Origin of the sequence: Inquilinus sp. Marseille-Q2685 (assembly GCF_916619195.1) — a bacterium.
In the GTDB taxonomy this organism is placed as follows: Bacteria; Pseudomonadota; Alphaproteobacteria; order DSM-16000; family Inquilinaceae; genus Inquilinus.
The window spans coordinates 1,446,329-1,469,600 of sequence record NZ_CAKAKL010000001.1; the positions used below are offsets into that span (position 1 = coordinate 1,446,329).

At 70.9% G+C, this 23,272-nt stretch carries 23 protein-coding genes; 9 read left to right on the forward strand and 14 right to left on the reverse strand.

What is annotated here, in order from left to right; genetic code table 11:
• Window positions 1–16 precede the first annotated feature (16 nt).
• Window positions 17–763 (reverse strand): hypothetical protein, encoded by a 747-nt coding sequence (locus LG391_RS06855; RefSeq protein WP_225767225.1) that lies wholly within the window; start codon window positions 761–763, stop codon window positions 17–19.
• Between the two features lie 338 nt (window positions 764–1,101).
• On the opposite strand from LG391_RS06855, the gene LG391_RS06860 reads away from it, so the two are divergent.
• A complete protein-coding gene (locus LG391_RS06860) occupies window positions 1,102–2,364 on the forward strand; it encodes an FAD-binding oxidoreductase (protein WP_374200725.1) in 1,263 nt (420 codons plus the stop codon).
• A gap of 7 nt (window positions 2,365–2,371) precedes the next feature.
• Here the strand turns inward: LG391_RS06860 and LG391_RS06865 are convergent, their stop codons facing one another.
• Window positions 2,372–2,596, reverse strand: coding sequence for a hypothetical protein (locus LG391_RS06865; RefSeq protein WP_225767226.1), 225 nt, complete (start codon window positions 2,594–2,596; stop codon window positions 2,372–2,374).
• Between the two features lie 88 nt (window positions 2,597–2,684).
• Between LG391_RS06865 and LG391_RS06870 the strand changes: the two genes are divergently transcribed.
• Window positions 2,685–3,071, forward strand: a complete 387-nt coding sequence (locus LG391_RS06870; RefSeq protein ID WP_225767227.1) for a winged helix-turn-helix domain-containing protein — start codon at window positions 2,685–2,687, stop codon at window positions 3,069–3,071.
• Here the strand turns inward: LG391_RS06870 and phnE (LG391_RS06875) are convergent.
• The 4 genes from phnE (LG391_RS06875) to phnC form a co-directional block, all read right to left on the reverse strand.
• On the reverse strand, window positions 3,068–3,946 hold the full coding sequence (phnE, locus tag LG391_RS06875; protein ID WP_225767228.1) for a phosphonate ABC transporter, permease protein PhnE: 879 nt from the start codon (window positions 3,944–3,946) through the stop codon (window positions 3,068–3,070). The genes LG391_RS06870 and phnE (LG391_RS06875) overlap by 4 nt on opposite strands.
• The gene (gene phnE, locus LG391_RS06880) at window positions 3,946–4,845 is read right to left on the reverse strand and encodes a phosphonate ABC transporter, permease protein PhnE (protein WP_225767229.1); all 900 of its coding nucleotides are present in this window, start codon (window positions 4,843–4,845) and stop codon (window positions 3,946–3,948) included. The genes phnE (LG391_RS06875) and phnE (LG391_RS06880) overlap by 1 nt, the downstream gene beginning before the upstream one ends.
• 186 nt (window positions 4,846–5,031) lie before the next feature.
• Entirely contained in the window at window positions 5,032–5,970 is a 939-nt protein-coding gene (gene phnD / locus LG391_RS06885) for a phosphonate ABC transporter substrate-binding protein (protein WP_225767230.1), read from the reverse strand.
• Between the two features lie 68 nt (window positions 5,971–6,038).
• Complete coding sequence (gene phnC / locus LG391_RS06890; protein WP_225767231.1) at window positions 6,039–6,860, reverse strand: phosphonate ABC transporter ATP-binding protein; 822 nt, start codon at window positions 6,858–6,860, stop codon at window positions 6,039–6,041.
• A gap of 228 nt (window positions 6,861–7,088) precedes the next feature.
• Between phnC and LG391_RS06895 the strand changes: the two genes are divergently transcribed.
• The gene (locus LG391_RS06895; RefSeq protein ID WP_225767232.1) at window positions 7,089–8,399 is read left to right on the forward strand and encodes an MFS transporter; all 1,311 of its coding nucleotides are present in this window, start codon (window positions 7,089–7,091) and stop codon (window positions 8,397–8,399) included.
• Between the two features lie 2 nt (window positions 8,400–8,401).
• On the opposite strand, the gene LG391_RS06900 is transcribed toward LG391_RS06895, so the two are convergent.
• A complete protein-coding gene (locus LG391_RS06900) occupies window positions 8,402–9,187 on the reverse strand; it encodes an enoyl-CoA hydratase-related protein (RefSeq protein WP_225767233.1) in 786 nt (261 codons plus the stop codon).
• A gap of 78 nt (window positions 9,188–9,265) precedes the next feature.
• Window positions 9,266–9,625: a hypothetical protein gene (locus tag LG391_RS06905; RefSeq protein WP_225767234.1), complete on the reverse strand. Its 360-nt coding sequence runs from the start codon at window positions 9,623–9,625 to the stop codon at window positions 9,266–9,268.
• Window positions 9,626–9,764: 139 nt separating this feature from the next.
• Here LG391_RS06905 and LG391_RS06910 point away from each other — a divergent pair, with 139 nt between their 5' ends.
• Window positions 9,765–10,373, forward strand: coding sequence for a TetR/AcrR family transcriptional regulator (locus LG391_RS06910; RefSeq protein WP_225767235.1), 609 nt, complete (start codon window positions 9,765–9,767; stop codon window positions 10,371–10,373).
• Between the two features lie 2 nt (window positions 10,374–10,375).
• Window positions 10,376–11,881 carry an MFS transporter gene (locus LG391_RS06915; RefSeq protein WP_225767236.1) on the forward strand — a complete coding sequence of 502 codons (1,506 nt, stop codon included), beginning with the start codon at window positions 10,376–10,378 and terminating at the stop codon, window positions 11,879–11,881.
• Here LG391_RS06915 and LG391_RS06920 read toward each other — a convergent pair.
• Complete coding sequence (locus tag LG391_RS06920; protein ID WP_225767237.1) at window positions 11,878–12,702, reverse strand: 3-keto-5-aminohexanoate cleavage protein; 825 nt, start codon at window positions 12,700–12,702, stop codon at window positions 11,878–11,880. The two genes, LG391_RS06915 and LG391_RS06920, sit on opposite strands and share 4 nt — an antisense overlap.
• 114 nt (window positions 12,703–12,816) lie before the next feature.
• Here LG391_RS06920 and LG391_RS06925 point away from each other — a divergent pair, with 114 nt between their 5' ends.
• From LG391_RS06925 to LG391_RS06940, 4 genes are all read left to right on the forward strand, one after another.
• Window positions 12,817–13,674 (forward strand): MurR/RpiR family transcriptional regulator, encoded by an 858-nt coding sequence (locus LG391_RS06925; RefSeq protein ID WP_225767238.1) that lies wholly within the window; start codon window positions 12,817–12,819, stop codon window positions 13,672–13,674.
• Window positions 13,671–15,011: an aspartate aminotransferase family protein gene (locus LG391_RS06930; protein ID WP_225767239.1), complete on the forward strand. Its 1,341-nt coding sequence runs from the start codon at window positions 13,671–13,673 to the stop codon at window positions 15,009–15,011. The genes LG391_RS06925 and LG391_RS06930 overlap by 4 nt, the downstream gene beginning before the upstream one ends.
• Window positions 15,012–15,076: 65 nt before the next feature.
• The gene (locus tag LG391_RS06935; RefSeq protein WP_225767240.1) at window positions 15,077–16,054 is read left to right on the forward strand and encodes a TAXI family TRAP transporter solute-binding subunit; all 978 of its coding nucleotides are present in this window, start codon (window positions 15,077–15,079) and stop codon (window positions 16,052–16,054) included.
• Between the two features lie 189 nt (window positions 16,055–16,243).
• Complete coding sequence (locus LG391_RS06940; protein ID WP_225767241.1) at window positions 16,244–18,871, forward strand: TRAP transporter permease; 2,628 nt, start codon at window positions 16,244–16,246, stop codon at window positions 18,869–18,871.
• Here LG391_RS06940 and LG391_RS06945 read toward each other — a convergent pair.
• The 5 genes from LG391_RS06945 to LG391_RS06965 form a co-directional block, all read right to left on the reverse strand.
• Window positions 18,835–19,206 (reverse strand): hypothetical protein, encoded by a 372-nt coding sequence (locus LG391_RS06945; RefSeq protein WP_225767242.1) that lies wholly within the window; start codon window positions 19,204–19,206, stop codon window positions 18,835–18,837. The two genes, LG391_RS06940 and LG391_RS06945, sit on opposite strands and share 37 nt — an antisense overlap.
• A 73-nt stretch (window positions 19,207–19,279) precedes the next feature.
• The gene (locus tag LG391_RS06950; RefSeq protein ID WP_225767243.1) at window positions 19,280–19,975 is read right to left on the reverse strand and encodes a hypothetical protein; all 696 of its coding nucleotides are present in this window, start codon (window positions 19,973–19,975) and stop codon (window positions 19,280–19,282) included.
• 50 nt (window positions 19,976–20,025) lie between these two features.
• A complete protein-coding gene (locus LG391_RS06955; RefSeq protein WP_225767244.1) occupies window positions 20,026–21,609 on the reverse strand; it encodes a DHA2 family efflux MFS transporter permease subunit in 1,584 nt (527 codons plus the stop codon).
• Window positions 21,606–22,709 carry an HlyD family secretion protein gene (locus LG391_RS06960; protein ID WP_225767245.1) on the reverse strand — a complete coding sequence of 368 codons (1,104 nt, stop codon included), beginning with the start codon at window positions 22,707–22,709 and terminating at the stop codon, window positions 21,606–21,608. The genes LG391_RS06955 and LG391_RS06960 overlap by 4 nt, the downstream gene beginning before the upstream one ends.
• A complete protein-coding gene (locus LG391_RS06965) occupies window positions 22,706–23,212 on the reverse strand; it encodes a helix-turn-helix domain-containing protein (protein ID WP_225767246.1) in 507 nt (168 codons plus the stop codon). The genes LG391_RS06960 and LG391_RS06965 overlap by 4 nt, the downstream gene beginning before the upstream one ends.
• Window positions 23,213–23,272: the final 60 nt, after the last annotated feature.

The window sequence follows — 23,272 nt, forward strand, 5'->3', positions numbered from 1 at the left end:
AGCCGCCGGCCGCGCGTCAGCGCAGCACCACCGTGCCGCCTGTCCCCTTGGCGCCGGGATCGACCGAGAACACGGCGGACCGGCCGCCGGCCTCGACCCGGTAGGGCACGCCGGTCTGCAGCTTCGGCGCATCGGCGGGATAGCGGAAGCCGCTGCCGCCCTGGCCCTCCCACACCGTCTGCGGCGCCGGCGCGTCGAGCATCACGACGCGGACCACGCCCTCGGCGCCCGAGAATTGCGGCCGGGCGGAGGAGACGGTGGTCTCGGCCCAGAGCTGCGCGTCGAACGGGCTTTCGTGGCGGCCTTCCGCCCCGACCAGCCGGCCGACCCCTGCCCCGGCCTCGGCCGAACGGGCGTTGACCGCGACCTGGGTGCGGCCGCAGGCGGCACTGCTGGTCTGCACCTGGCCGCCGACGACGCGGCTGGAGGCGGTGCCGACCGTGACGATGCCGCCGCGGATGGTCTCGACCGTGCAGCCGTCACCATAAGCCAAGGTCAGCCGGCCGCTGCGGCCGAGATCGATGGTCTGGCCGGGATAGACGCCGTCCGTCACCTCGACCCCGGCCGCGGAGGCGCCGCTGATCGCCGTCACCCGCGCTGACGGTTCGCTGCCGGTCACCGGGCTGGGGGCGCTGCCGGCCCCGGTACCGGCGGCTGTCGTCAGGATGTCCTGCAGCAGGCCTTCGAGCTGGGCGGAGGCGGTGGAGGGGAAAAGGAGGATCGAGAAAAGGGCGGCAGCGCATATCGCAACAAGCTTATTCATATCGGCCAATCCCGGACCTAAAATTGCATCAAATGCTGATCTGTCGTGTGCGGGAAGTCAAATGCCCCGTCTTTGTGTCGCCTTGACGGCGTCCCTGCCACGGGATTGCGGCAGCGAGGCCCCGGCGGCGCGGCCTTGCCGCGCGGCGGGCGCAGGCCTAAGGTCGACGGCCTCCGTTATGTCCGATCTTTGAACCCGATCATGGCCGCCCCCCAGTCGCCCGCCCCGCCCTCTCCGACCGCGCCGCCGCCGCGCTGAGCGCCCTGCTGGGCGACCGCTTCTCCACCGCCGCGGCGGTGCGCGAGCAGCATGGGCGGGAGGAGACCTGGCACCCGACCATGCCGCCGGACGCGGTCGCCTTCCCGCAATCGACCGAGGAGGTCGCGGCGGTGGTGCGGATCTGCGCCGAGCACGAGGTCCCGGTGGTGCCCTACGGCACCGGCACCTCGCTCGAGGGCGGCATCGCGGCGCTGCGCGGCGGCGTCACCATCGACCTGTCGCAGATGAACCGGGTGACGCGGGTCTCGGCCGAGGATCTCGACTGCACGGTCGAGGCCGGGGTGACGCGCAAGCAGCTGAACGAGCATCTGCGCGACACCGGCCTGTTCTTCCCGATCGACCCCGGCGCCGACGCCAGCCTGGGCGGCATGGCGGCGACCCGCGCCTCCGGCACCAACGCGGTGCGCTACGGCACCATGCGCGACAACGTGCTGGGGCTGACCGTGGTGCTGGCGGACGGCCGCATCATCCGCACCGGCGGCCGGGCCCGCAAATCCTCCGCCGGCTACGACCTGACCCGCCTCTTCGTCGGCTCGGAGGGCACGCTGGGCCTGATCACCGAGGGGACGCTGAAGCTGTACGGCATCCCGGAGGCGATCTCCTCGGCCGTCTGCGCCTTCCCGACCGTGGCCGACGCGGTGAACACGGTGATCGCCACCATCCAGCTCGGCATCCCGGTGGCCCGGATCGAGCTGCTGGACGAGGTGCAGATCGGCGCCAGCAACGCCTATTCGAAGCTGGACCTCGAAGTGGCGCCGACGCTGTTCTTCGAGTTCCACGGCACCGAGGCCGGGGTGGCCGAGCAGGCCGAGACGGTCAAGGCCCTGGCGCAGGAGAATGGCGGCGGCGAGTTCCGCTGGGCCACCAAGGCCGAGGATCGCACGAAGCTGTGGGAGGCGCGGCACAAGGCCTATTACGCCGGCATCGCCCTGCGCCCCGGCTGCCGCGGCATGCCGACCGACGTCTGCGTGCCGATCAGCCGCCTGGCCGACTGCCTGGTCGAGACCAAGGCCGATATTACGGCCAGCGGGCTGGTGGCGCCGATCGTCGGCCATGTCGGCGACGGCAACTTCCACACCTGCATGATCCTGAACCCGGACGACCCGGACGAGATCGCCCGGGCCGAGGCCTTCCACGATCGGCTGGTGATGCGGGCCCTGGCGATGGGCGGCACCTGCACCGGCGAGCACGGCATCGGCTACGGCAAGATCCGCTTCCTGGAGCAGGAGCACGGCGACGGCGTGGCGGTGATGCAGGCGCTGAAGCGCGCGCTGGATCCGGCCGGCATCCTCAATCCCGGCAAGGTGCTGCCGGGGAATTGATCGCTGGTTATCCGAACAGGAGCCAGAGCAGGGCGATCACCGCCGCCACGACGACGACCGCCACCACCGGGGCGTTGCGCTTCGGCCCGGCCGCGGCCTCGTGGCTGGGGGCGCCGCTGGTCGCGGCGGTCGGATAGGCCGGGGGATCGCTGGCCGGGAAGCTTTCCTCGACCGCCTCGTCGACCTTGTCGTCCGGCACCGGTTCGGCCTGGCGCGGCTCGGCAGCAGACATCGTGGCCTCCCTTGGTCGCCTTCCGTCATAACGGACCCGGCAGTGCCGAGTTCCAACCGGCCCCGCCTGCCCGTATCATGACATGATCATGCCCAGGCTGCGCATCCGCATCGACTTCGACCCCGCCGGCCCGGACCGGCAGCTCGGCCCCGGCAAGATCGGGCTGCTCGAGCACATCGCCGAGACCGGCTCGATCTCCGCCGCCGGGCGGGCGATGGGGATGTCCTATCGCCGCGCCTGGCTGCTGATCGACAGCCTGAACGGCTGCTTCCGCGAGAAGGTGATCGAGACCCGGCACGGCGGCCCGCAGGGCGGCGGCGCCGCGCTGACCCCCTTCGGGCAGTGGCTGGTCGAGCAGTTCCGCGCCATCGAGCAGGAGGCCACGGCCAGCGTCGCCCGCCGGCTGGCCGGGCTGCAGACGGCGACGGCAGCGCCGGGCGACGCCGCCGCCAGACCGGCGGAGGTCGAGGACTAACCCCGCGCGGCCTCGCGCCCGATCAGCTTCAGCCGCAGCCATTTCGACAGGGTGTCGATCAGCGCGACCACGGCCAGCACCAGGATCAGGATGAAGGCGACCTGGTCCCAGGCGAGGATCTTGATGCGCTCGGAGATCTGCAGGCCGATGCCGCCGGCGCCGACAATGCCGAGGATGGTGGCCGAGCGGGTGTTGGATTCGAAGAAGTACAGCGCCTGCGACAGGAACAGCGGGATCGCCTGCGGCAGAACGCCGAAGCGCAACACCGCGAGCGTCGAGGCGCCGGTCGAGCGCACGCCCTCGATCTGCTTCTTCTCCGCGGTCTCGATCGCCTCGGCATAGAGCTTGGACAGCGAGCCGATGTCCGAGACGCAGATGGCGAGAATGCCGGCCAGGGGCCCCAGCCCGACCGCGCGCACGAACACCAGCGCCCAGATCAGCTGGTCGACCCCGCGCAGGCCGTCGAAGAGCCGGCGGAAGCCGAAGCGCAGGACGCCGATCGGCACGATGTTGCGGGCGCCGAGGAAGCCGAGCGGGATCGCGATCACCGAGGCGAGCAGCGTGCCGATGAAGGCCATGGCGACGGTCTGGCCGAGCGCGGTGAAGATCTCGCCGTACTGCCACTCGTCCATGCCCTGCCAGGACACCATCTGCGCGGCGATGACGAACAGGCCGTTCGGGCTGACCAGCCCCTCATAGAGCCGGCCCGGCGAGAAATCGAAGGTCCAGAGCAGGTAGCCGAGATAGCCCGCGGCCAGCAGCAGCAGGGCGGCGCGGACCAGCCGCTCGCCGGGCGGCCGGCCAAAGGCGCGCGGCATCGCGGCGCGGGCGTGGTCGACGTCGATCGGGCGGATCCGGGCGAAGCGGGCTCCCATCAATGCGCCTCCCGCGGCAGGAAGAGCGAGCGCAGCCGCTCCGAGCCGAGATCGATCAGCGTCACCGCCGCAACGATCATCAGCACCAGCGCGCTCAGCTCCTCGTAATAGTTGAAGCTGACGATGTAGTAGAGTTCCTGCCCGATGCCGCCGGCCCCGACGAAGCCCAGCACCGAGGCCGAGCGGATGTTGATCTCCAGCCGCAGCAGCCCGTAGGAGAGGAAGTTGGGCAGCACCTGCGGCAGCACGCCGAAGCGCATGATCTGGACCCAGGTGCCGCCGGCGGCGCGGATGCCCTCGAGCGGCTTGTCGTCGACCGCCTCGTTGACCTCCGAGAACAGCTTGCCCAGCGCGCCGGTGGTGTGCACGGCCATGGCCAGGATGCCGGCCAGCGGCCCGACGCCGTAGGCCCAGACGAAGCACAGCGCGTAGACGATGTCCGGCACACTGCGGCAGATCTCGAGGAAGCGACGGCTGAGATGGTAGATCAGGTGGCTGCGCACCAGGTTGCGCGAGGCCGGGAAGCTGAGCAGCAGGGCCGCGGCGGCGCCCAGCACCGTGCCCAGGATCGCCATCTGCGCCGTCTGCCACAGCAGCACCAGGTAGCTGCCGGCGCGGTAGTACCAATAGGCGAAGGATCCCTGGGTCTTGCTGTCGGACAGCAGCTCGCCCCAGTGCGGCGTCGGCAGGGTGCGCTCGAAATACTCGCCGATCCGCGGCAGGCCGGCGGCCAGCTTCGACGGGTAGAACTCGCCGATACACCCGCCGGCGACGACGGCGGCGAGGAACAGCACCAGGCCGATCAGCGAGGCGCGGCGCCGCTGGCGCAGCAGCGCCCGGCGCCCGGCCTCGAAGGCCGCGACCGGATCGGCGGGTCGGTGTTCGGACAGAAAGGTCATTGAGGAATCAACCGCGGCAACTGTCTACGGCACGTCTTCCCCAGACTGTCATGCCCGGGCCTGACCCGGGCATCCAGAGACTGCCGACATCCTCTGGATTGCCGGGTCAAGCCCGGCAATGACAATGAAAGGGAGTCTGGAGTCAGGTTGGGTTCGCCCGGAGGCGAACCCAACCTACGCGGTTGATCAGCTGCGGCGCCCGGTCATCTCCGTCTCGCGCATCTTGATGATGCCCGAGAAGAAGTCGTGGTTGACCGGGGCGTAGCCGGAGCCGGCGCCCTTCTCGACCGCCTCGTAGATGTCCGGATGCTCGGTCGGCAGCTTCGACAGGAAGTCGAGCATGTCCTTGCGGAACGCCTCCGGCAGGGCGGTGCGGGTCGCCCACGGGCCGTTCGGGATCAAGGTCGACTGCCAGACGATGCGCAGGTCCTTCATGTCGAGCATCTTCTTGTCGACCATGCTGCGCAGCGCCCCGCGGCTGTAGCCCTGGGCCGGGTCGCCCTGGCCGGAGATCCAGGTCACGCCGGCGTCGTACTGGCCCTTCATCACCGCGACCACGCCCTGCTCATGCCCGCCGGAGAAGGCGGTCGAGCCGAAGAAGCTGGCCGGGTCGTAGCCCTGGTCCTTGAGCTGGAAGTTCGGGATCAGGTAGCCCGAGGTCGAGTTCGGGTCGGCGAAGGCCAGCGACTTGCCCTTCAGGTCCTCGAGCTTCTGGTACGGGCTGCTCGACTTGACGTAGAGCACCGAGTAGTAGCCGGTCGAGCCATCGTCTTCCTTCGGCACCACCAGCGGCTCGACGCATTTGCAGTCCAGCCACAGGCCGGCATAGCCCGAGGCGCCGAACTCGGCGAGGTCGAGCTGGCCCGCGGCCATGCCCTGCATGACGCCGGCATAGTCGGTGGCCGGGAACAGCTTCACCTCGACATTGAAGGTCTTCTCGAGCAGCTTCTGGAAGCCGTCGTAGCGGGCCAGCCGGTCGGCGTCGTTCTCGCCGCCGAGGATGCCGATGCGGATGACCGGAACGTCCTTCTTCCAGCTCGGATCCGCGGCCAGGGCGGTGCCGGCCAGGCCGGCAAGGGCGACGGCAGCCGTGGCCGCCGCGAGGATGGTGCGCCGCATGAACATGGGTCTTCCCCTTTGCTGAACACTTGGTTCGGCCGTCCGGCGCCGTGCCGGAAGCCGTCGGTTGGAGCTCAGACCGGAACCAGCTCGCGCTCGCCGGTCCGGGGCTCGATCGCGGTCGAGGTGATGCGCTCGTCCAGAGCCTCGCGCATGCCGTCGACGCCGTAGATCCGCTCAACCACATCCATGGTCAGCGCCTCGGGGGCGCCGTCGAAGACGACCCGGCCCTTGGCCATGCCGACCACCCGGTCGCAGTAGTGCCGGGCGGTGTCGAGCGTGTGCAGGTTGACGAGGACGGTGATGCCGTCCTCGCGGTTGATGGCGCGCAGCGCGTCCATCACGATCTTGGCGTTGCGCGGGTCCAACGAGGCGATCGGCTCGTCCGCCAGCAGCACCTCGGGCTCCTGCAGCAGGGCGCGGGCGATGGCGACGCGCTGCTGCTGGCCGCCGGACAGGGTGTCGGCGCGCTGCAGAGCGGCATGGGCCATGTCGAGCCGGTCCAGCGCCTGAATGGCGAAGGCCCGCTCGCGCTCGCCGAATTGCTTGAACAGCGACGGCAGCGTCCAGTGCTGAGAGATGCGGCCGAGCAGCACGTTGGTCAGCACGTCGAGCCGGGTGACCAGGTTGAACTGCTGGAAGATCATGGCGCAGCGGGCGCGCCAGTCGCGCAGGGCGCGGCCCTTCAGCCGAGTGACGTCGACGCCGTCGAACAGGATGCGGCCGCCGGTCGGGTCGGCCAGGCGGTTGACCAGGCGCAGCAGGGTCGACTTGCCGGCGCCGGAGCGGCCGATCACGCCGACCATCTGGCCAGGGGCGATCGACAGGCTGACGTCATCGACCGCGTTGACGGCGCGGAAGCTCTTGGTCAGGCCTTCGATCACGAGTTCGGCCATGAGGCGCGCTCCGGTGGAATCGGGGGCGGCGCGCGGCAGGAGGCCACGGGCCGTTCGGCGTGAACGGCCTAACAGAGCCCGGTTACAGTCGCGTGATCCCCGTGTTTCGTTTCGATGAACCTCCCGAGACCGCGGCACCGCATCGCGCGGGTTGACGTTCTCCCTCAAAGCGGCTTCTTTGCGCGCCAAGGCAGCAAATCATCATACGATTTGAGGGAGTAGAACGCGTTGCCCGAGTCCCGCCCGCAGACGATCGCCAAGATCACCTGGCGGCTGATGCCGTTCCTCGGCCTGCTCTATCTGATCGCCTATATCGACCGCCAGAATGTCAGCTACGCCAAGCTGCAGATGGTCGGCGATCTCGGCCTCAGCGAGGCCGCCTACGGCCTTGGCGCCTCCCTGTTCTTCATCGGCTACTTCATCTTCGAGGTGCCCTCGAATGTCATCCTGGCCCGGGTCGGCGCCCGGCGCTGGCTGGCCCGGATCATCTTCTCCTGGGGCCTGGTCACGATCGCGCTGGCCTTCACCCAGAACGCGACGATGTTCTACATCCTGCGCTTCCTGCTGGGTGCGGCCGAGGCCGGCTTCTTCCCGGGCGTGCTGTTCGCGCTGACGCTGTGGTTCCCGCAGATGTATCGCGGCCGCATGGTCGGGCTGTTCATGGCCTGGAGCGCGCTGGCCAATGCCGTAGGCTCCACCGTCGGCGGGGCGCTGCTGGACCTCGACGGCCTGCTCGGCCTCAAGGGCTGGGAATGGGTGTTCATCGCCACCGGCATCCCGGCCGTGGTGATGGGCGTCGTCACCTACTTCTTCCTGCCCGACCGGCCGGAGACGGCGACGTTCCTGGACGCCGGCGAGAAGAAGTGGCTGCACGACGTGCTGGCGCGCGAGAACGCCCGGGGCAAGACCCAGCACGGCAGCCCCTTCGCGGCGCTGCTGGACCGTCGGGTGCAGCTGCTGGCGCTGTTCTACGTCGCCTTCCCGCTCGGCGCCTACGGCCTCAGCTACTGGCTGCCGACCGTGGTGAAGGGCTTCGGCGTGTCGAACACGGCCAACGGCCTGCTCAACGTCATCCCCTGGGCCTGCGTCGCCCTGGCGCTGTGGTGGATCCCGCGCAACGCCGCCCGCACCGGCGACCAGACCTGGCACATCGTGATCCCGGCGCTGATCGCCGCGGTCTGCCTGGCGCTGAGCGTGGTGGTGCCGGGCAACGCCCTGAAGTTCGCGCTGCTCTGCGTCGCCGCCGCCGGCATCTTCGCGCCGCAGCCGGTGTTCTGGTCGCTGCCGCCGAGCTTCCTGACCGGCGCCACGGCGGCGGCCGGCATCGCCGCGATCAACTCGGTCGGCAATCTCGGCGGCTTCATCGCCCAGAACGCGGTGCCCTGGATCGGCGACGTCACCGGCAGCCAGCTGGCGCCGATGTGGTTCCTGGCCGCCTGCATGGTGCTGGGCGCGCTGATGACCTTCGTGGTCCAGGCCGCGCTGCGCCGCCACCAGCCGCCCGCGCCGCCCACCGGCCGGATGCGGCCGGCGGAATAGGCTCAGACTCCGCGGAACCGGGGCGGGCGGCGTTCGGCGAAGGCCGCCTGCCCCTCGCGGAAATCGGCGCTGCGATAGGCTGCCTCGAACAGCGCCGCGGTCTCGGCCGTGTCGCTGTCGGCGCCGGCCATGACCGCCTCGATCATCCGCTTGGCCGCGCGCAGGCTGAGCGGCGCCCGGTCGGCGAGGCCGCGGGCGTAATCCAGCGCCGCCGGCTCGGCCGCATCGTCCGGCAGCACCCGGTCGACCAGCCCGATGGCCAGCGCCTCGGCGGCGTCGAGCAGGCGGCCCGAGAACAGCATGTCCTTGGCCCGGGCGGGCCCGACCGTCGCCACCAGCCGCCGCGTGTCGGCGAAGCCGTAGGCCAGACCGAGCCGCGCCGGGGTGATGCCGAGTCGCGCCGTGGCGCCGGCGAAGCGCAAATCGCAGGCCAGCGCCAGGCCGCAGCCGCCGCCGACGCACAGGCCGCGGACCAGGGCGATGCTCGGCCGGTCCAGGGCCTCGACCGCGGCCAGTCCGGCCCGGACCGCGGCGTTGTACTGCGCGGTCGAGTCGGCGTCGGCGAAGACCGCGCCGAATTCGGCGATGTCGGCCCCGGCCGAGAAGGCCTGGCTGCCTTCCCCTTCGACGATCACCGCCGCGACCTCGGGATCGGCATCGATCTCGCGGCACAGCTCCGGCAGCGCCCGCCACATCGCGGCATCGATGGCGTTGTGACGCGCCGGCCGCTGCAACCGCAGCCGCGCCAGCCTGCCGTCGCGGAACCATCGGATCGGGGTCTCGGTCATCGCATCCTCGGCTGAGAGCGGCCGAGTGTGTCACCGCCCGGCAGGGCGCGGCAATGCCGGCGGAGGCCGGACCGCGGCCTAGGTCGTTCCGCAGATCGCGAAGGCACTCACGGTCGCGTTCGCATTGGCGTAGCCGAGGATACGCCAGGCATTGTCTTCGGGCTGGCTGCGATAGATCACGATGACGGGGATCGCCACCGTTCCGATGCCGACGGCACCCGTGTTGTACTGGATCACGCCGACGCCAGGGTTGCTGTTGAACCCGCCGCCGAGGAGGACCGAGCCGGGGACGTCGCAGGGCACCGTGATGTCGACGGTGCTTCCGGCCGACACCTGCCGATCCACGCGGATCTGCTTGTAGCCGGCGCCCCATGCCCAGCCGGGCACGACGGCCAGGATCGCGAGCGCCGGCCCGACCCCCCTGAAGATCCTGAGCATGTCCGCCCCCTCTCCACGCCGGGGCGAGGATAGAGCAGGCTTCTTTACAGCCGATATCGCGGCACGACCGGCTGCGGTCCCCGCGTTGACATCCTGGGCAGATTAGCGAGAATGAACGTTCATTCTCACGAATCGAGCCATGTCCGAGCCCATCACCGACCTCCTGTCCCGCCGCGAGGGAAAGCGCCGCCGCATTCTGGAGGCGGCGGCCGACTGCTTCGCCCGGCGCGGCTTCCACGGCACCGGCATGGCCGAGATCTGCGAGGCGGCGGGGATGAGCGCCGGCAATCTCTACCGCTACTTCCGGAACAAGGAGGCGATGATCGCCGCCCTGGTCGATGCCGAGCGCGAGGAGACGGCGGCGCTGTTCCGCGAGGTGGCGGACAGCGACGACCCGCTGGCCGCGATCATCGCCCTCCTGGAGCGCTTCCTGACCCTGACCACCGACGCCGCCGGGCACCGGCTGTGGCTGGAGATCCTGTCGGAGGGCGCGCGCAACCCGCAGATCCAGGCGGTGCTGGACCGCAGCGACGCCGAGGTCCGGCCGGCGTTGGCGCATCTGGTCGGCCGCGCCGCCGCCTGCGGCCAGGCCGATCCGGCCCTCGACCCCGACCAGGCGGCGATCTGGCTGCTCATGCTGATCGACGGCTTCAGCGCCCGGGTGGCGACCGACCCGGATTTCGACATCGCCGCCGGCATCGCCGCCCTGCCCGGCATGGTCCGCCGCTACCTGGCCCCCGGAGCCTGACCATGAGCAGACCCGTGAACCGCTGGGCGATCCTGCCCGTGGTCTCGGTCGCCCTGCTGCTGGTGGCGATCGACGCCACGGTGCTGCACATCGCCGTGCCGACCCTGACCCTCGCCCTGGCGCCGAGCGCGCCGCAGCTCTTGTGGATCATCGACATCTATCCGCTGCTGATGGCCGGGCTGCTGCCTGCCGCCGGCACGCTGGGCGACCGGATCGGGCACAAGCGGATGCTGCTGCTGGGGCTGGCCCTGTTCGGCCTCGCCTCGGCCGCCTGCGCCTTCGCCCCCGGCCCGGAATGGCTGATCGCCGGCCGCGCCTTCCTGGCCTTCGGCGGGGCGATGATGATGCCCGCCACCCTGTCGATCCTGCGCCTGGCCTTCGACGATCCGCGCGAGCGGGCGATCGCGATCGGCATCTGGTCGTCGGTCGCGTCCGGCGGCGCCGCCTTCGGCCCGGTGGTCGGCGGCGCCCTGCTGGAGCATTCCCATTGGGGCGCCGTGTTCCTGATCAACGTGCCGATCGTCCTGGCGGCATTGCCCTTCGCCGCCTGGCTGCTGCCCGGCCGGCGCGAGAGCGAGCAGCACCCGTGGGACCTGCCCGGCCTGCTGATGGCGATGGCCGGGATCATCGCCGTGGTCTATGCGGTGAAGCAGACCACCCATGCCGGCGCCGACCCGTGGGCGGCGATCGCGATCGGGCTGGCCGGCGCCGCGCTGGTCGCCGCCTTCCTGCGCCGCCAGGCCCGGGCGGCGGCGCCGATGATCGACCTGTCCCTGTTCCGCGACCTGGGCATCGCGGTCGCCCTGGCCGGGGCGATGGTGGCGATGATCATCATCGTCGGCTTCGAGCTGCTGTTGAGCCAGCAGCTGCAGCTGGTGCTGGGCCTGTCGCCGCTGCAGGCCGGCCTCAGGCTGGCGCCGGTGCCGCTGGCATCGTTCCTGGCCTCGCCGCTGGCCGGCGGGCTGGTGCACCGCTTCGGCTTCCGCGCCACCCTGGCCGGCGCCCTGGGCCTGTCCGCCACCGGCTTCGTCGGCATCGCCCTGCTGCCGCCGGGATCGGTCTCGGCCGCCACGATCGCCAGCTTCGCCGCCATCGGCGCCGGGGTCGGCGCGGCGATGACCGCGGCCTCGACCACGGTGATGAACAGCGCCCCGGCGCACCAGGCCGGCGCCGTCGCCTCGGTCGAGGAGGTGGCCTATGAGCTGGGCGGCGGCCTCGGCGTCGCCCTGTTCGGCAGCCTGATGGCGGTGCTCTACCAGCGGCTGCTGGTGCTGCCGCCGCTGCTGGAGAAAGCGGCGCCGGCGGCGCGGCGGTCGATCGGCGAGGCGCTGCTGGCGGCGGAGACGCTGGCGGCGCCAGAGGCCGGCACGGTCACGGCGGCGGCCCGGGCCGCCTTCTCCGCGACCTATCAGGGCGTGTCCTGGGTGGCGGCGGGGCTGCTGGCGGTGACCGCGGTGACGGCGCTGATCGTGCTGGCGCGGCGGCGGGCGGCAGCGCAGGCGGGTTAGCCGCCCCACGCCGCCCGCAATGCCGCAGCGTCAGCCAGGCGGCCGCCGGTGGCGATCAGCGGCTCCGCCACCGCGCGGACGAGATCGGCGTTGCCCGCGGCGATGCTGCCGTCCGGCCGGTGCAGATTGTTCTCGAAGCCGACGCGGATGTCGCCGCCCAGCAGCGCCGCGGCCAGGGCGCAGGCGGCCTCGTGCCGGCCGAAGGCGCAGACCATCCAGGAGCGGAAGCGGGGCGACTCCGGCGCCAGGAAGGGCAGCAGGTCCGCCGGCAGCGAGGTCTGGCCGGCGACGTAGCGGCCGAGGACAGTGAGCACCGGGATCTCGTCCCACGGAATTAAGCCGCGGCGCTGCATATCGTCGAGCCACGCCGCCTCCTCCGGCGCGTAGAGGATGATCTGCGGCATCACCCGTTCCCGCTTCAGCCAGGAGAGGAAATCAGCGAAGGCGGGCTCGTCGGCGGCGTCGGGGGCCAGCTCGCGCAGGGCCAGCGACACCGCCTCCGGCCGCGCCTCGCGCACCACCGCCATCTGCTCCTCCGGCCGGTAGCGGCCGAGCGATTCGCTGGTGATCTGCAGCACGAGATCGTCTCCGACCTCCGTGCGGATCGCCGCGATCGCCGCGCGATAGGCCTCGGCGTCGAGGAGATGACCTCCGTTCCGGTCGCGGACATGCGCATGGATCATCGCCGCGCCGGCATCCCGGCATTCCGCCGCCACCCGCGCCAGCTCGGCCGGGGTCAGCGGCAGCGCCGGGTGGTCCGCCTTGGTCCGCCGCCCGCCATTCGGCGCCACCGCGATCGCCACCGGCCTGCGTTCCGCCATGATCTCCCTCGATCCAATCGGATCACATTCGACAATATTGAAACACTTGTTGCACACCCTGCAACGCCTGCTATCGTCCGATCCATGGATCATGGTCCGCTCGCCGGTCGCATCGTGGACAGTTTCGAGGCCATGCCGGCGCAGCTGCAGGCGGCGGCGCGCTACGTGCTGGACCGGCCGCGCGACGTCGCCCTGCTGTCGATGCGGGAACAGGCGCGCCAAGCCGGGGTGCCACCGGCGACGATGACCCGGCTGGCCAAGCGCCTGGGCCTCGATGGTTACGATGCGATCCGGGCGCTGTATGCCGAGGCGGTGCGGTCGGGGGATCTCGGCTTCGCCGGCCGGGCCGACGCCCAGCTGGCCAGCCAGACGCTGAAGGGCGACCGGGCGCTGGCGGCGGAGATCGCCACCACCATCGCCGGGCATGTCGCCCGGCTGGCCGAGCCGGCGGCGCTGGACCGACTCGCCGCCGCCGCCGCGCGGCTGGCCGCCGCCCGCCGGATCTACTGCCTGGGGCTGCGCGCCGGGCACCCGATCGCCTGGCACCTGCATTATGTCCTGTCCCTCCTGGGCGAGCGGACCGTGCTGCTGGACGGCGCCGGCGCCACCGGCACCGACCCGATCCGCGCGGCGACGCCGGAGGACGTGCTGCTGGCGGTCAGCGTATCGCCCTACACCCGCGCCACGGTGGAGACCGCGCGCTGGGCCGCCGGGCGCGGCGTCGCGGTCGTCGCCGTCAGCGACAGCGAGGTGTCGCCGCTGGCCCAGCTGGCGGCGGAGGCGGTGCTGGTCGCGACCGACAGCCCGTCCTTCTTCCACAGCCTGGCGCCGGGCTTCGCCGTCGCCGAGATCCTGGCGGCGCTGGTCGCCGGCCGCGGCGCCGACGCGCCCGCCGCCCTGCGCCGCACCGAGGCGCAGCTGGCCGCCTTCGACACCCATCTCCGCCCCTGGTCCGCCAAGGCACAGCCATGACCCGCATCCTGCACCGCCAGATCCATGCCGCCTTCCCGACCGCCGTCGCCGGCCGGGGCATCGAGGTGATCGACGCCGACGGCCGGCGCTACATCGACGCCTCCGGCGGCGCCGCCGTCTCCTGCCTCGGCCATGGCCATCCGGAGGTGATCGCCGCGCTGCACGCGCAGCTGGACCGCATGCCCTACGCCCACACCAGCTTCTTCACCAGCGAGGTGGCCGAGCGCCTGGCCGACCGGCTGGTCGAGGACGCGCCGGCCGGGCTGAGCCATGTCTACTTCACCAGCGGCGGGTCGGAGTCGGTCGAGGCGGCGCTGAAGATGGCGCGGCAGTATTTCGTCGAGATGGGCCAGCCGCAGCGCCGCCACGTCATCGCCCGGCGCCAGAGCTATCACGGCAACACGCTGGGGGCGCTGGCCACCGGCGGCAACGAATGGCGGCGGGCGCCGTTCCGGCCGCTGCTGATCGAGACCCACCACATCGATCCCTGCTTCGCCTACCGCCTGCAGGAGCCGGGCGAGAGCGACGAGGACTATGCCGCCCGCGCCGCCCAGGCGCTGGAGGACAAGATCCTGGAGCTGGGGCCGGAGACCGTGGCCGCCTTCGTCGCCGAGACCGTGGTCGGCGCCACCATGGGCGCGGTGCCGCCGGTCGCCGACTATTTCAAGCGCATCCGCGCGATCTGCGACCGCCACGGCGTGCTGCTGATCCTGGATGAGGTGATGTGCGGCATGGGCCGCACCGGCACGCTGCACGCCTGCACGCAGGAGGGCATCGCCCCCGACCTGATGACCATCGCCAAGGGGTTGGGCGGCGGCTACCAGCCGATCGGTGCGGTGCTGCTGTCCCGCCGCCTGTTCGACGCGTTCTCCCAGGGCTCCGGCTTCTTCCAGCACGGCCACACCTATACCGGCCATCCGATGGCCTGCGCCGCCGGGCTGGCGGTGCAGGAGGTGATCCGCGGCGAGCGCCTGCTGGACAATGTCGCGGCGATGGGAGAGCGGCTGGCCCGCCGCCTGGGCGACCGTTTCGGCAACCACCCGCAGGTCGGCGACATCCGCGGCCGCGGCCTGTTCCTGGGCGTCGAGCTGGTGGCCGACCGCGCCAGCAAGGCGCCGTTCGACCCGGCGCTGACGCTGAACGCGCGGGTCAAGCGCGAGGCGATGGCGCGCGGGCTGATGGTCTATCCGATGGGCGGCACGGTCGACGGGGTCGCGGGCGACCATGTGCTGCTGGCGCCGCCCTTCATCGTCGACGGCGCGGCGGTCGAGGCCATCGTCGAGCGCCTCGGCGACGCCGTCGATGCCGCCATCGCCGGCTTGCCGAAGGCAGCCTGAGAGATCCGGCCGACCCTCCGCCAGAGAGGGCGGCCACAGCGCACGATCAGAAGGGGAGAGAGATCATGAGGCTTCAGGTCACCGCATCGCTGCTCGCGGCCGTCACCGCGGCGGCGCTGACGCTCGGCGCCGGCCCGGCCGCGGCGCAGCAGCGCTTCGTCACCATCGGCACCGGCGGGGTCACCGGCGTCTACTACGCCGCCGGCGGCGCGATCTGCCGGCTCCTGAACAAGGACCGCAAGACCCACGGCATCCGCTGCTCGGTCGAGAGCACCGGCGGCTCGGCCTTCAACGTCAACACCATCCGGGCCGGCGAGCTGGATTTCGGCATGGCCCAGTCGGACGTGCAGTTCAACGCGCTGAACGGCGCCGGGGCGTTCAAGGAGTCCGGGGCGTTCCAGGACCTGCGGGCGGTGTTCTCGGTCCATCCCGAGCCCTTCACCGTGCTGGTGCGCAAGGAGGCCGGCGTGACCAGCTTCGCCGACCTCAAGGGCAAGCGCTTCAATGTCGGCAATCCCGGATCGGGCACCCGCGCCTCGATGGAGGAGCTGCTGGCGGCGATGGGCTGGACCCTGGCCGATTTCTCGCTGGCCTCGGAGCTGAAGGCCGACGAGCACGGCCCGGCGCTGTGCGACGACAAGATCGACGGCTTCTTCTACGGCGTCGGCCACCCCTCGGCCAACATCCAGGACCCGACCACGACCTGCGGCGCCAGGCTGGTGTCGCTGACCGGCCCGGCGGTCGACAAGCTGCTGACCGAGAAGCCGTACTACGCCCGCGCCACCATCCCCGGCGGCCTCTACAACGCCAATCCGGACCCGACCGAGACCTATGGCGTGCTGGCGACGCTGGTGACCTCGGCCGGCACCGACGAGGAGTCGGTCTATCAGCTGGTCCGCGCCGTGTTCGAGAATTTCGACGAGTTCAAGGGCCTGCACCCGGCCTTCGCCCATCTCGACCCGAAGCAGATGATCAAGGCCGGCCTCTCCGCCCCGCTGCATCCGGGCGCCGAGCGGTATTACAAGGAGAAGGGGTGGCTGTAGAGGTGGGGTGTCGCCGAAGAGGAGCCCACCTTTTCTGTCATTGCCGGGCTTGACCCGGCAATCCAGAGAGCGTCGACAGATTCTGGATGCCCGGGTCAAGCCCGGGCATGACAAAAAAAGGGGCCGCTTCCTCTTCTGACGACCTCGCCAACCTCCACCTCCAACACCAACAAACAGGGAGAGGCGGTCATGACCGACACGCCGGGGCTGCAGCCCAGCGCGGAGCTGGAGCAGCTCGTCGCCGAAGCCGATACCGGCGGCCGCAGGCCGACCGGCGTCGCAGCCACCCTGCTGGCCGCCGTCGCCATCGCCTGGTCGCTGTTCCAGCTGTGGTACGCCTCGCCCCTGCCCTTCCGGCTCGGCTTCGGCGTGTTCAACGACACCGAGGCGCGGGCGATCCATCTGGGCTTCGCCCTGTTCCTGGCCTTCACCGCTTATCCCGCCTTCGCCCGGTCGCGCCGCGACCGGGTGCCGGCGGCCGACTGGATCCTGGCCGTCCTCGGCGCCTTCGCCGGCGCCTATCTGTTCCTGTTCTACCGCGAGCTGGCGCAGCGCCCGGGCCAGCCGACGACGCTGGACCTCGTCACCGCCGGCGCCGGCATCCTGCTGCTCCTGGAGGCGACGCGGCGGGCGCTGGGCCTGCCGATGGTCGGCGTCGCCCTGCTGTTCATCCTGTTCACCTTCGCCGGCCCCTGGATGCCCGAGGTGGTGCAGCACAAGGGCGCGTCGCTGTCCAAGTTCCTGCAGCATCAGTGGCTGACCACCGAGGGCATCTTCGGCATCGCGCTGGGCGTCTCGACCAGCTTCGTCTTCCTGTTCGTGCTGTTCGGCACGCTGCTGGACAAGGCCGGGGCAGGCAACTGGATGATGCAGATCTCGATCGCGCTGCTGGGCCATCTGCGCGGCGGGCCGGCCAAGGTGGCGGTGGTGTCCTCTGCGCTGAACGGCGTGGTCTCCGGCTCCTCCGTCTCCAACGTCGTGTCGGGCGGCATCTTCACCATCCCGCTGATGAAGCGCACCGGCCTGTCCGGCGTGAAGGCCGGGGCGATCGAGGCCGCGTCCTCGATCAACGGCCAGATCATGCCGCCGGTGATGGGCGCCGCCGCCTTCCTGATGGTCGAGTATGTCGGCATCCCCTATTCCGAGATCGTCAAGCACGCGCTGCTGCCGGCCGTCGCCTCCTATGTCGCGCTGCTCTACATCGTCCATCTCGAGGCGCTGAAGATCGGCAGCCAGCCGATCCCGCGCGAGCACGTGGCGCTGAAGTCACGGCTGCTGCGCACCGGCCTCGGCCTCAGCGGCACGGTCGCCGCGATCGGCCTGCTCTACTACGGCATCCTCGGCGTGCAGGCGGCCTTCGGCGGCGCGGCGGCCTGGGTTCTGGCGCTGGCCGGGCTCGTCCTCTACGGCGCCAGCCTGGCCTATGCCGCGCGCTTCCCCGACCTCGCCATCGACGACCCGGACACGCCGCTCCTGCACCTGCCCCGCGCCTGGGACGTGACCCGCACCGGCCTCGACTTCCTGATCCCGCTGGTGGTGCTGCTGTGGTGCCTGATGGTGGAGCAGATGTCGCCCGGCCTGTCGGCCTTCTGGGCGACCGCCGCCATCATCGGCATCCTGGCCACCCGCGGGCCGCTGCTGGCCCTGTTCCGGCGTCAGGACACGCGGCAGGCGCTGCGCCGGTCGCTGGCCGAGCTGGTCGACGGGCTGGGCCTCGGCGCCCGCAACATGATCGGCATCGCCGTCGCCACCGCCACGGCCGGAATCGTGGTCGGCACCGTCACCTTGACCGGGCTCGGCCTGATGATGACCGAGCTGGTCGAGGCCGTGTCCGGCGGCAACGTCATGATCATGCTGGCGATGATCGCGCTGGTCAGCCTGGTGCTGGGCATGGGCATCCCGACCACCGCCAACTACATCCTGGTGGCGACGCTGATGGCGCCGGTGGTGGTGGAGCTGGGCGCCCAGGCCGGCCTCGCCATCCCGCTGATCGCGGTGCATCTCTTCGTGTTCTATTTCGGCATCATGGCCGACATCACCCCGCCGGTCGGCCTGGCCGCCTTCGCCGCCGCCGCGATCTCGCGCGAGGACCCGATCAGGACCGGGTTCCAGGGCGCGCTCTATTCGCTGCGCACGGCGGTGCTGCCCTTCGTCTTCGTGTTCAACCCCGGCATGCTGCTGATCGGGGTCGAGAGCTGGGCCGACCTCGCCGCCATCGTCACCATCACCTTCGCCGCCGTGCTGCTGTTCTCCGCCGCCACCATGGGCTATTTCGTCACCCGGTCGCGGCTGTGGGAGAGCGCGCTGCTGCTGGTCGCGTGCTTCGCCCTGTTCCGGCCGGACTGGTGGCTCGACCGGTTCTATCCCGCGACCGTCACCCAGCCCCCCGCCACCTTCCTGGCCGAGGTCGCGGCGGCGCCGGCCGGCCATCGCCTGACCTTCGTGGTCGAAGGCATCTCGATCGAGGGCGAGGATGTGCGCAAGACGGTCAGCCTGCCGCTCGGCGAGCCGCAGCCCGACCCGGCCCAGCGCCTGCGCGCGGCGGGCCTCCGCGTCAGCACGCTGGGCGACGGGGTGACGATCACCGATGTCGGCTTCGGTTCCTACGCCCGGCGCACCGGTCTCGAGGCCGGCTACGACATCGCCGCAGTGCTGAAGCCGGCGGACCGGCCGCCGCATCTCTGGGTCTATCTGCCGGCGCTGGCGCTGGTGGGGCTGGTCGCCCTGCTGCAATGGGGACGCACCGGCGGGCTGCGCCGGACGTCCGGCGGCACCCCGCGTCAGGACGGGTTGGCGGCGAAGACCTCGGAGCAGTAGATGGTGTTGCCGCCGGCCAGAACGAAGAACACTACGTCCTGGCTGTTGGTCAGCGCCGTGACGGAGCAGGTGATCGGCAGGACCTGGTCGTCGATGGTCTTGGTGTCGTGCCGCTCCCACACCAGCTTGCGGCCGCCTTCCTTGGTGGGGGTGTCCTGATCGGGCGGGCCGAGATCGGCGATCATCTGGGCCGAGGGGTGGTCCTGGTAAGGGGCGATCCGCTTGCCGAAGCTCTCTCGCGCCGCCGCGGTCACGCTCTCGGCCGTCTCCGGCTCGGCGCAGGCGGCGAGCAGCAGGACGGCGGCGACGGCGGCCAGCGATCTCGAAACGGGCAACAGGAGTCTCCGGCCAGCGGGTGCGATCGGTCTCCAGCGTGTACACGCCAGGGACGGAGCGGTCCAGCGGAGCCTACAGCGGCTGCAGCCCGAAGCGGCCCAGCTCACCCGGCGGGAATGGCGCCACCGACAGCACGTAGACGACATGGAACGGCTCGGCCCCGCCCGACCGGAACACCGGCAGCCATGCGGGCGAGAAGCCGGCGGCCTGCGCCCGGGCAACGAAGCCTGGATCCTCGAAGGCGGACCAGACCATCAGGATCCCGTCGGCCTTGAGCGCCCGGCGCAGGGTGCCGAGGCCGTCCAGCCCGTAGAGCGCCGCGTTCGCGGCGGCGGAGAGCGGCTTCGGCCCATTGTCGACGTCGAGGAGGATGACGTCGCGGGCAGGGCCTTCAGCCGCCACCGCCAGAACATCGCCGTGCCGGATCCGGACATTGCCGAGCTGATCCCCGAGCGAGGGCGGCTTCGTCCAGCGATCGAACCAGCGGATCACCGCGTCGGACAGTTCGGCCACCGTGACGCGGCCGGCCCCGCCGAGATGCCGGACCAGGCTGGCCAGGGTGAAGCCGAGGCCGAGGCCGCCGACCAGCACCTCGGGGTCGGGGCCGCGCGCCAGCCGGGCGGCGAGCTCGCCCAGCCGGTCCTCCGACTCGTGATAGGCGCCGTTCATCAGCTCCCAGCCGTCGACCCGGATCATGTAGACGCCGCCGCGCTCGTAGAGGCCGAGCACGCTGTCCCCGAGCGCCGCGCTGTCCACATGGATCCACATCGTCCGTCCTTTCTTCCGGCCGCGGATCTTGGCCGCGACCGGCGGACGGATCAATGCGCGTCGGCCGACGGAGCCTTGCGCGGCGCCACCTTGCGCATCAGCGGCACCATCAGCGCAGCGATGGTCAGGCAGGCGCACAGCACCAGGAAGGCGTCGGCATAGGTCAGGGTCTGGGCCTCGCGCATCGTCAGCGACCACAGCTGCCGCAGCGCCGCCTCGTGCCCGCGCTGGGCGTCGCCGCCCAGGGCGACGGTCTGGGCCGCGGCCACCTTCTGCACCAGATCCACCGCCGCCGGGTTGGCCGGGGTCAGGTGCTCCGCCAGCCGCAGAAAGTGCAGGTTGGTGCGGTCGTTCAGGATGGTGGCGCAGGCGGCGATACCGATGGCGCCGCCGAGATTGCGCATCAGGTTGAAGAGGCCGGAGGCGAGCTTCAGCCGGTCCGGCGCCAAGCCGCCGAGGGTCAGGGTCACCGCCGGCGCCACCGCGAATTGCTGCGAGAAGCCGCGGAAGGCCTGGGGCAGCAGGAATTCGCGCCAGCCCCAGTCATGGGTGATCGGGGTGAAGTTCCACAGCGAGAAGGCGAAGCAGGCCAGGCCGAACATCATCAGCCAGCGCAGGTCGAAGCGCTTGGCGCACCAGGCGTATACCGGGATGGCCATGATCTGGAACACGCCGGTGGAGAACACCGTCAGGCCGATGTCGTAGGCGCTGAAGTCGCGCACCCGGCCGAGGAACTGCGGCGTCAGGTAGATGGTCGAGAACAGGCCGATGCCGGTGACGAAGGAGAAGAAGCAGCCGAGCGCGAAATTGCGGCTCTTCAGCGCCCGCAGGTCTACCACCGGCCGCGCGAAGGTCAGGCTGCGCCAGACGAACAGCACGCCGCTGACCGCCGCGATCCAGGCGGTGGCGCGGATGGTGTCGTCGCCGAACCAGTCCCAGCGCGGCCCTTCCTCCAGCGTGTATTCGAGGCAGCCGAGGAACAGCGCCATCAGCGCCATGCCGGGATAGTCGGCGCCGCGCAGCAGCGACCAGTCCGGCCTGTCGATCTTCACCAGCATCGGCACGACGATGGTGATGAACACGCCGGGGACCAGATTGACGAAGAACAGCCAGTGCCAGGAGTAGTTGTCGGTGATCCAGCCGCCGATGGTGGGGCCAAGCGTCGGCGCCAGCGAGGACAGGGCGCCGATGGTGGCGGCGGCAACCACCACCTTCGGCCCCTGGAAGAAGGCGAAGGCGGCGGTGAACACGGTCGGGATCATCGACCCGCCGAGGAAGCCCTGCAGCGCCCGGAAGGCGATCATGCTGTTGATGTCCCAGGCCCAGCCGCACAGCAGGCTGGTCAGGGTGAAGCCGGCGGCGGAGACGCTGAACAGCCAGCGCGTCGACATCACCCGCGACAGCCAGCCGGACAGCGGGATGACGATGATCTCGGCGATCAGGTAGCTGGTCTGCACCCAGGCGGTCTCGTCGACGCCGGCGGACAGGCCGCCGCCGATGTCGCGCAGCGAGGCCGAGACGATCTGGATGTCGAGCAGGGCGATGAAGAAGCCGACGCACATCACGGCGAAGGCGAAGATCTTCTGGCCCTCGGTGAGCCCGGCGACTCCCGATGGGGCTACGGCGGCGCTCATTTCCCTTCCCGCTGGTCGACATATGCCGTCACCGACAGTCCGGGCCGCAGCCGGCCCAGGGCCGACGCGTCGCCGTCGAGCAGGATGCGCACCGGCACGCGCTGCACGATCTTGGTGAAGTTGCCGGTCGCGTTCTCCGGCGGCAGCACGCTGAACTGGGCGCCGGTGGCCGGCGCCAGGCTGGCGACATGGCCGTGGAACACCTCGCTCGGCAGCACGTCGGCCGTCACCGTCGCCGCCTGGCCCGGTCGCATCTGGGCCAGCTGCGTCTCCTTGAAATTGGCGTCGACCCACAGGCCGTTGGCGGGCACGACCGACAGCAGCTGCGACCCTACTGTGGCGTAGGCGCCCTCCTGGGCGGCGCGGTTGCCGATGGTGCCGTCGATCGGCGCCCGGATCTCGGTGTAGCCGAGATTGAGCTGCGCCGTGTCGCGGTCCGCGACGGCCGCGGCCAGCGCCGCCCGGGCCTGCTGCTTCTGGGTGTCGATGACGTCGAGCTGGCGCTGCGCCGCCTCCAGCGTCGCCAGCGCCTTCTGGCCGTCGGCCACCGCCTGCTTGTAATCGGCATCCGCCTTCTGGAAGGTCTGGACCGAGGCGAAGGACCGGGCCGAGAGCTGCTGGTAGCGCACCTGGTCGTCGCGGGTGCGGACGATCTCGGCATCGGCTGCAGCGATACCGGCCTGAGCCTGGGCGATCACCGCCTGTTGCAGCCGATACGTGGAATCGAGATTGGCCAAGGTCGCATTCTGCTGCGCCACCGCGGCCTCGGCCTTGGCCAGCGCCGCGCGATAGTCGCGGTCGTCCAGCCTGACCAGTAGGTCGCCGGCATGCACCGCCTGGTTGTCGGTCACCGCCAGGGTGGCGACGAAGCCGGCGACCTTCGGTGCGATCACGGTGATGTTGCCGCCGACATAGGCGTCGTCGGTGCTCTGGAAGAAACGGCCGACCGTCCACCAGTTGTGGCCGTACCAGCCGCCACCCAGGACGAGGGCCAACGCCAGGCCGGACAGGGCCAGACGCTTCTTCGTCAGCCGCGGCTTCCGCGCCACGGGCGCCTGGACGGGGGTCGAGGTGTCGCGGTCGAGGACGATGGCGTTCACGGCATGGCCTCCTGGGGCATGAAAGCGGCGCGGGCCAGCCGGTGCCGGGTGCGCTCGTCGGCCGCGGGGCCCGGGCCGGGCCTGAACTCGCGCGGGGTCATGATCCGGCCGCTGTTCCGGTCGAACAGCACCGGGTCGGCGACGGCGCCGGTCTCGCGGTCGACCAGCTGGACGCTGGCCCCCTCCGGCGCGAAATGGCGGTTGCCCCAGGCGATCAGCGACCAGACCACGGACCGGAAGTCGCGGCCGATCCCGGTCAGCACATACTCGTCGCGCGGCGGCTTCTCGCTGTAGCGGCGCCGCCGCAGCAGGCCGGCCTCGACCCGGCTGTTCAGCCGCCGGGTCAGCATATTGGGGGCGATGCCCAGGGCCTTCTGGAACTCGTCGAAGCGGGTCGCGCCGTAATAGGCCTCCCGCAGGATCTCGATGCTCCACCATTCGCCGACCCGCTCCAGACTGCGGCCGACGGGACATTGCTGGTTGCCGAAGCTCTTGCGCTGCATGGCGATGTCTGCGCCACTATTGAATGATGATAGTCATATAATTCCATTACTATCATTTTG

Coding starts and splice junctions, on each gene's coding strand:
- LG391_RS06855 (WP_225767225.1), bottom strand. CDS start 763: ATGAATAAGCTTGTTGCGATATGCGCTGCCGCCCTTTTCTCGATCCTC.
- LG391_RS06965 (WP_225767246.1), bottom strand. CDS start 23,212: ATGCAGCGCAAGAGCTTCGGCAACCAGCAATGTCCCGTCGGCCGCAGT.
- LG391_RS06910 (WP_225767235.1), top strand. CDS start 9,765: ATGTCCGAGCCCATCACCGACCTCCTGTCCCGCCGCGAGGGAAAGCGC.
- LG391_RS06920 (WP_225767237.1), bottom strand. CDS start 12,702: ATGGCGGAACGCAGGCCGGTGGCGATCGCGGTGGCGCCGAATGGCGGG.
- LG391_RS06955 (WP_225767244.1), bottom strand. CDS start 21,609: ATGAGCGCCGCCGTAGCCCCATCGGGAGTCGCCGGGCTCACCGAGGGC.
- LG391_RS06870 (WP_225767227.1), top strand. CDS start 2,685: ATGCCCAGGCTGCGCATCCGCATCGACTTCGACCCCGCCGGCCCGGAC.
- LG391_RS06915 (WP_225767236.1), top strand. CDS start 10,376: ATGAGCAGACCCGTGAACCGCTGGGCGATCCTGCCCGTGGTCTCGGTC.
- LG391_RS06935 (WP_225767240.1), top strand. CDS start 15,077: ATGAGGCTTCAGGTCACCGCATCGCTGCTCGCGGCCGTCACCGCGGCG.
- LG391_RS06860 (WP_374200725.1), top strand. CDS start 1,102: ATGCCGCCGGACGCGGTCGCCTTCCCGCAATCGACCGAGGAGGTCGCG.
- phnE (WP_225767229.1), bottom strand. CDS start 4,845: ATGACCTTTCTGTCCGAACACCGACCCGCCGATCCGGTCGCGGCCTTC.
- LG391_RS06905 (WP_225767234.1), bottom strand. CDS start 9,625: ATGCTCAGGATCTTCAGGGGGGTCGGGCCGGCGCTCGCGATCCTGGCC.
- phnD (WP_225767230.1), bottom strand. CDS start 5,970: ATGTTCATGCGGCGCACCATCCTCGCGGCGGCCACGGCTGCCGTCGCC.
- phnC (WP_225767231.1), bottom strand. CDS start 6,860: ATGGCCGAACTCGTGATCGAAGGCCTGACCAAGAGCTTCCGCGCCGTC.
- LG391_RS06940 (WP_225767241.1), top strand. CDS start 16,244: ATGACCGACACGCCGGGGCTGCAGCCCAGCGCGGAGCTGGAGCAGCTC.
- LG391_RS06900 (WP_225767233.1), bottom strand. CDS start 9,187: ATGACCGAGACCCCGATCCGATGGTTCCGCGACGGCAGGCTGGCGCGG.
- LG391_RS06865 (WP_225767226.1), bottom strand. CDS start 2,596: ATGTCTGCTGCCGAGCCGCGCCAGGCCGAACCGGTGCCGGACGACAAG.
- phnE (WP_225767228.1), bottom strand. CDS start 3,946: ATGGGAGCCCGCTTCGCCCGGATCCGCCCGATCGACGTCGACCACGCC.
- LG391_RS06950 (WP_225767243.1), bottom strand. CDS start 19,975: ATGTGGATCCATGTGGACAGCGCGGCGCTCGGGGACAGCGTGCTCGGC.
- LG391_RS06930 (WP_225767239.1), top strand. CDS start 13,671: ATGACCCGCATCCTGCACCGCCAGATCCATGCCGCCTTCCCGACCGCC.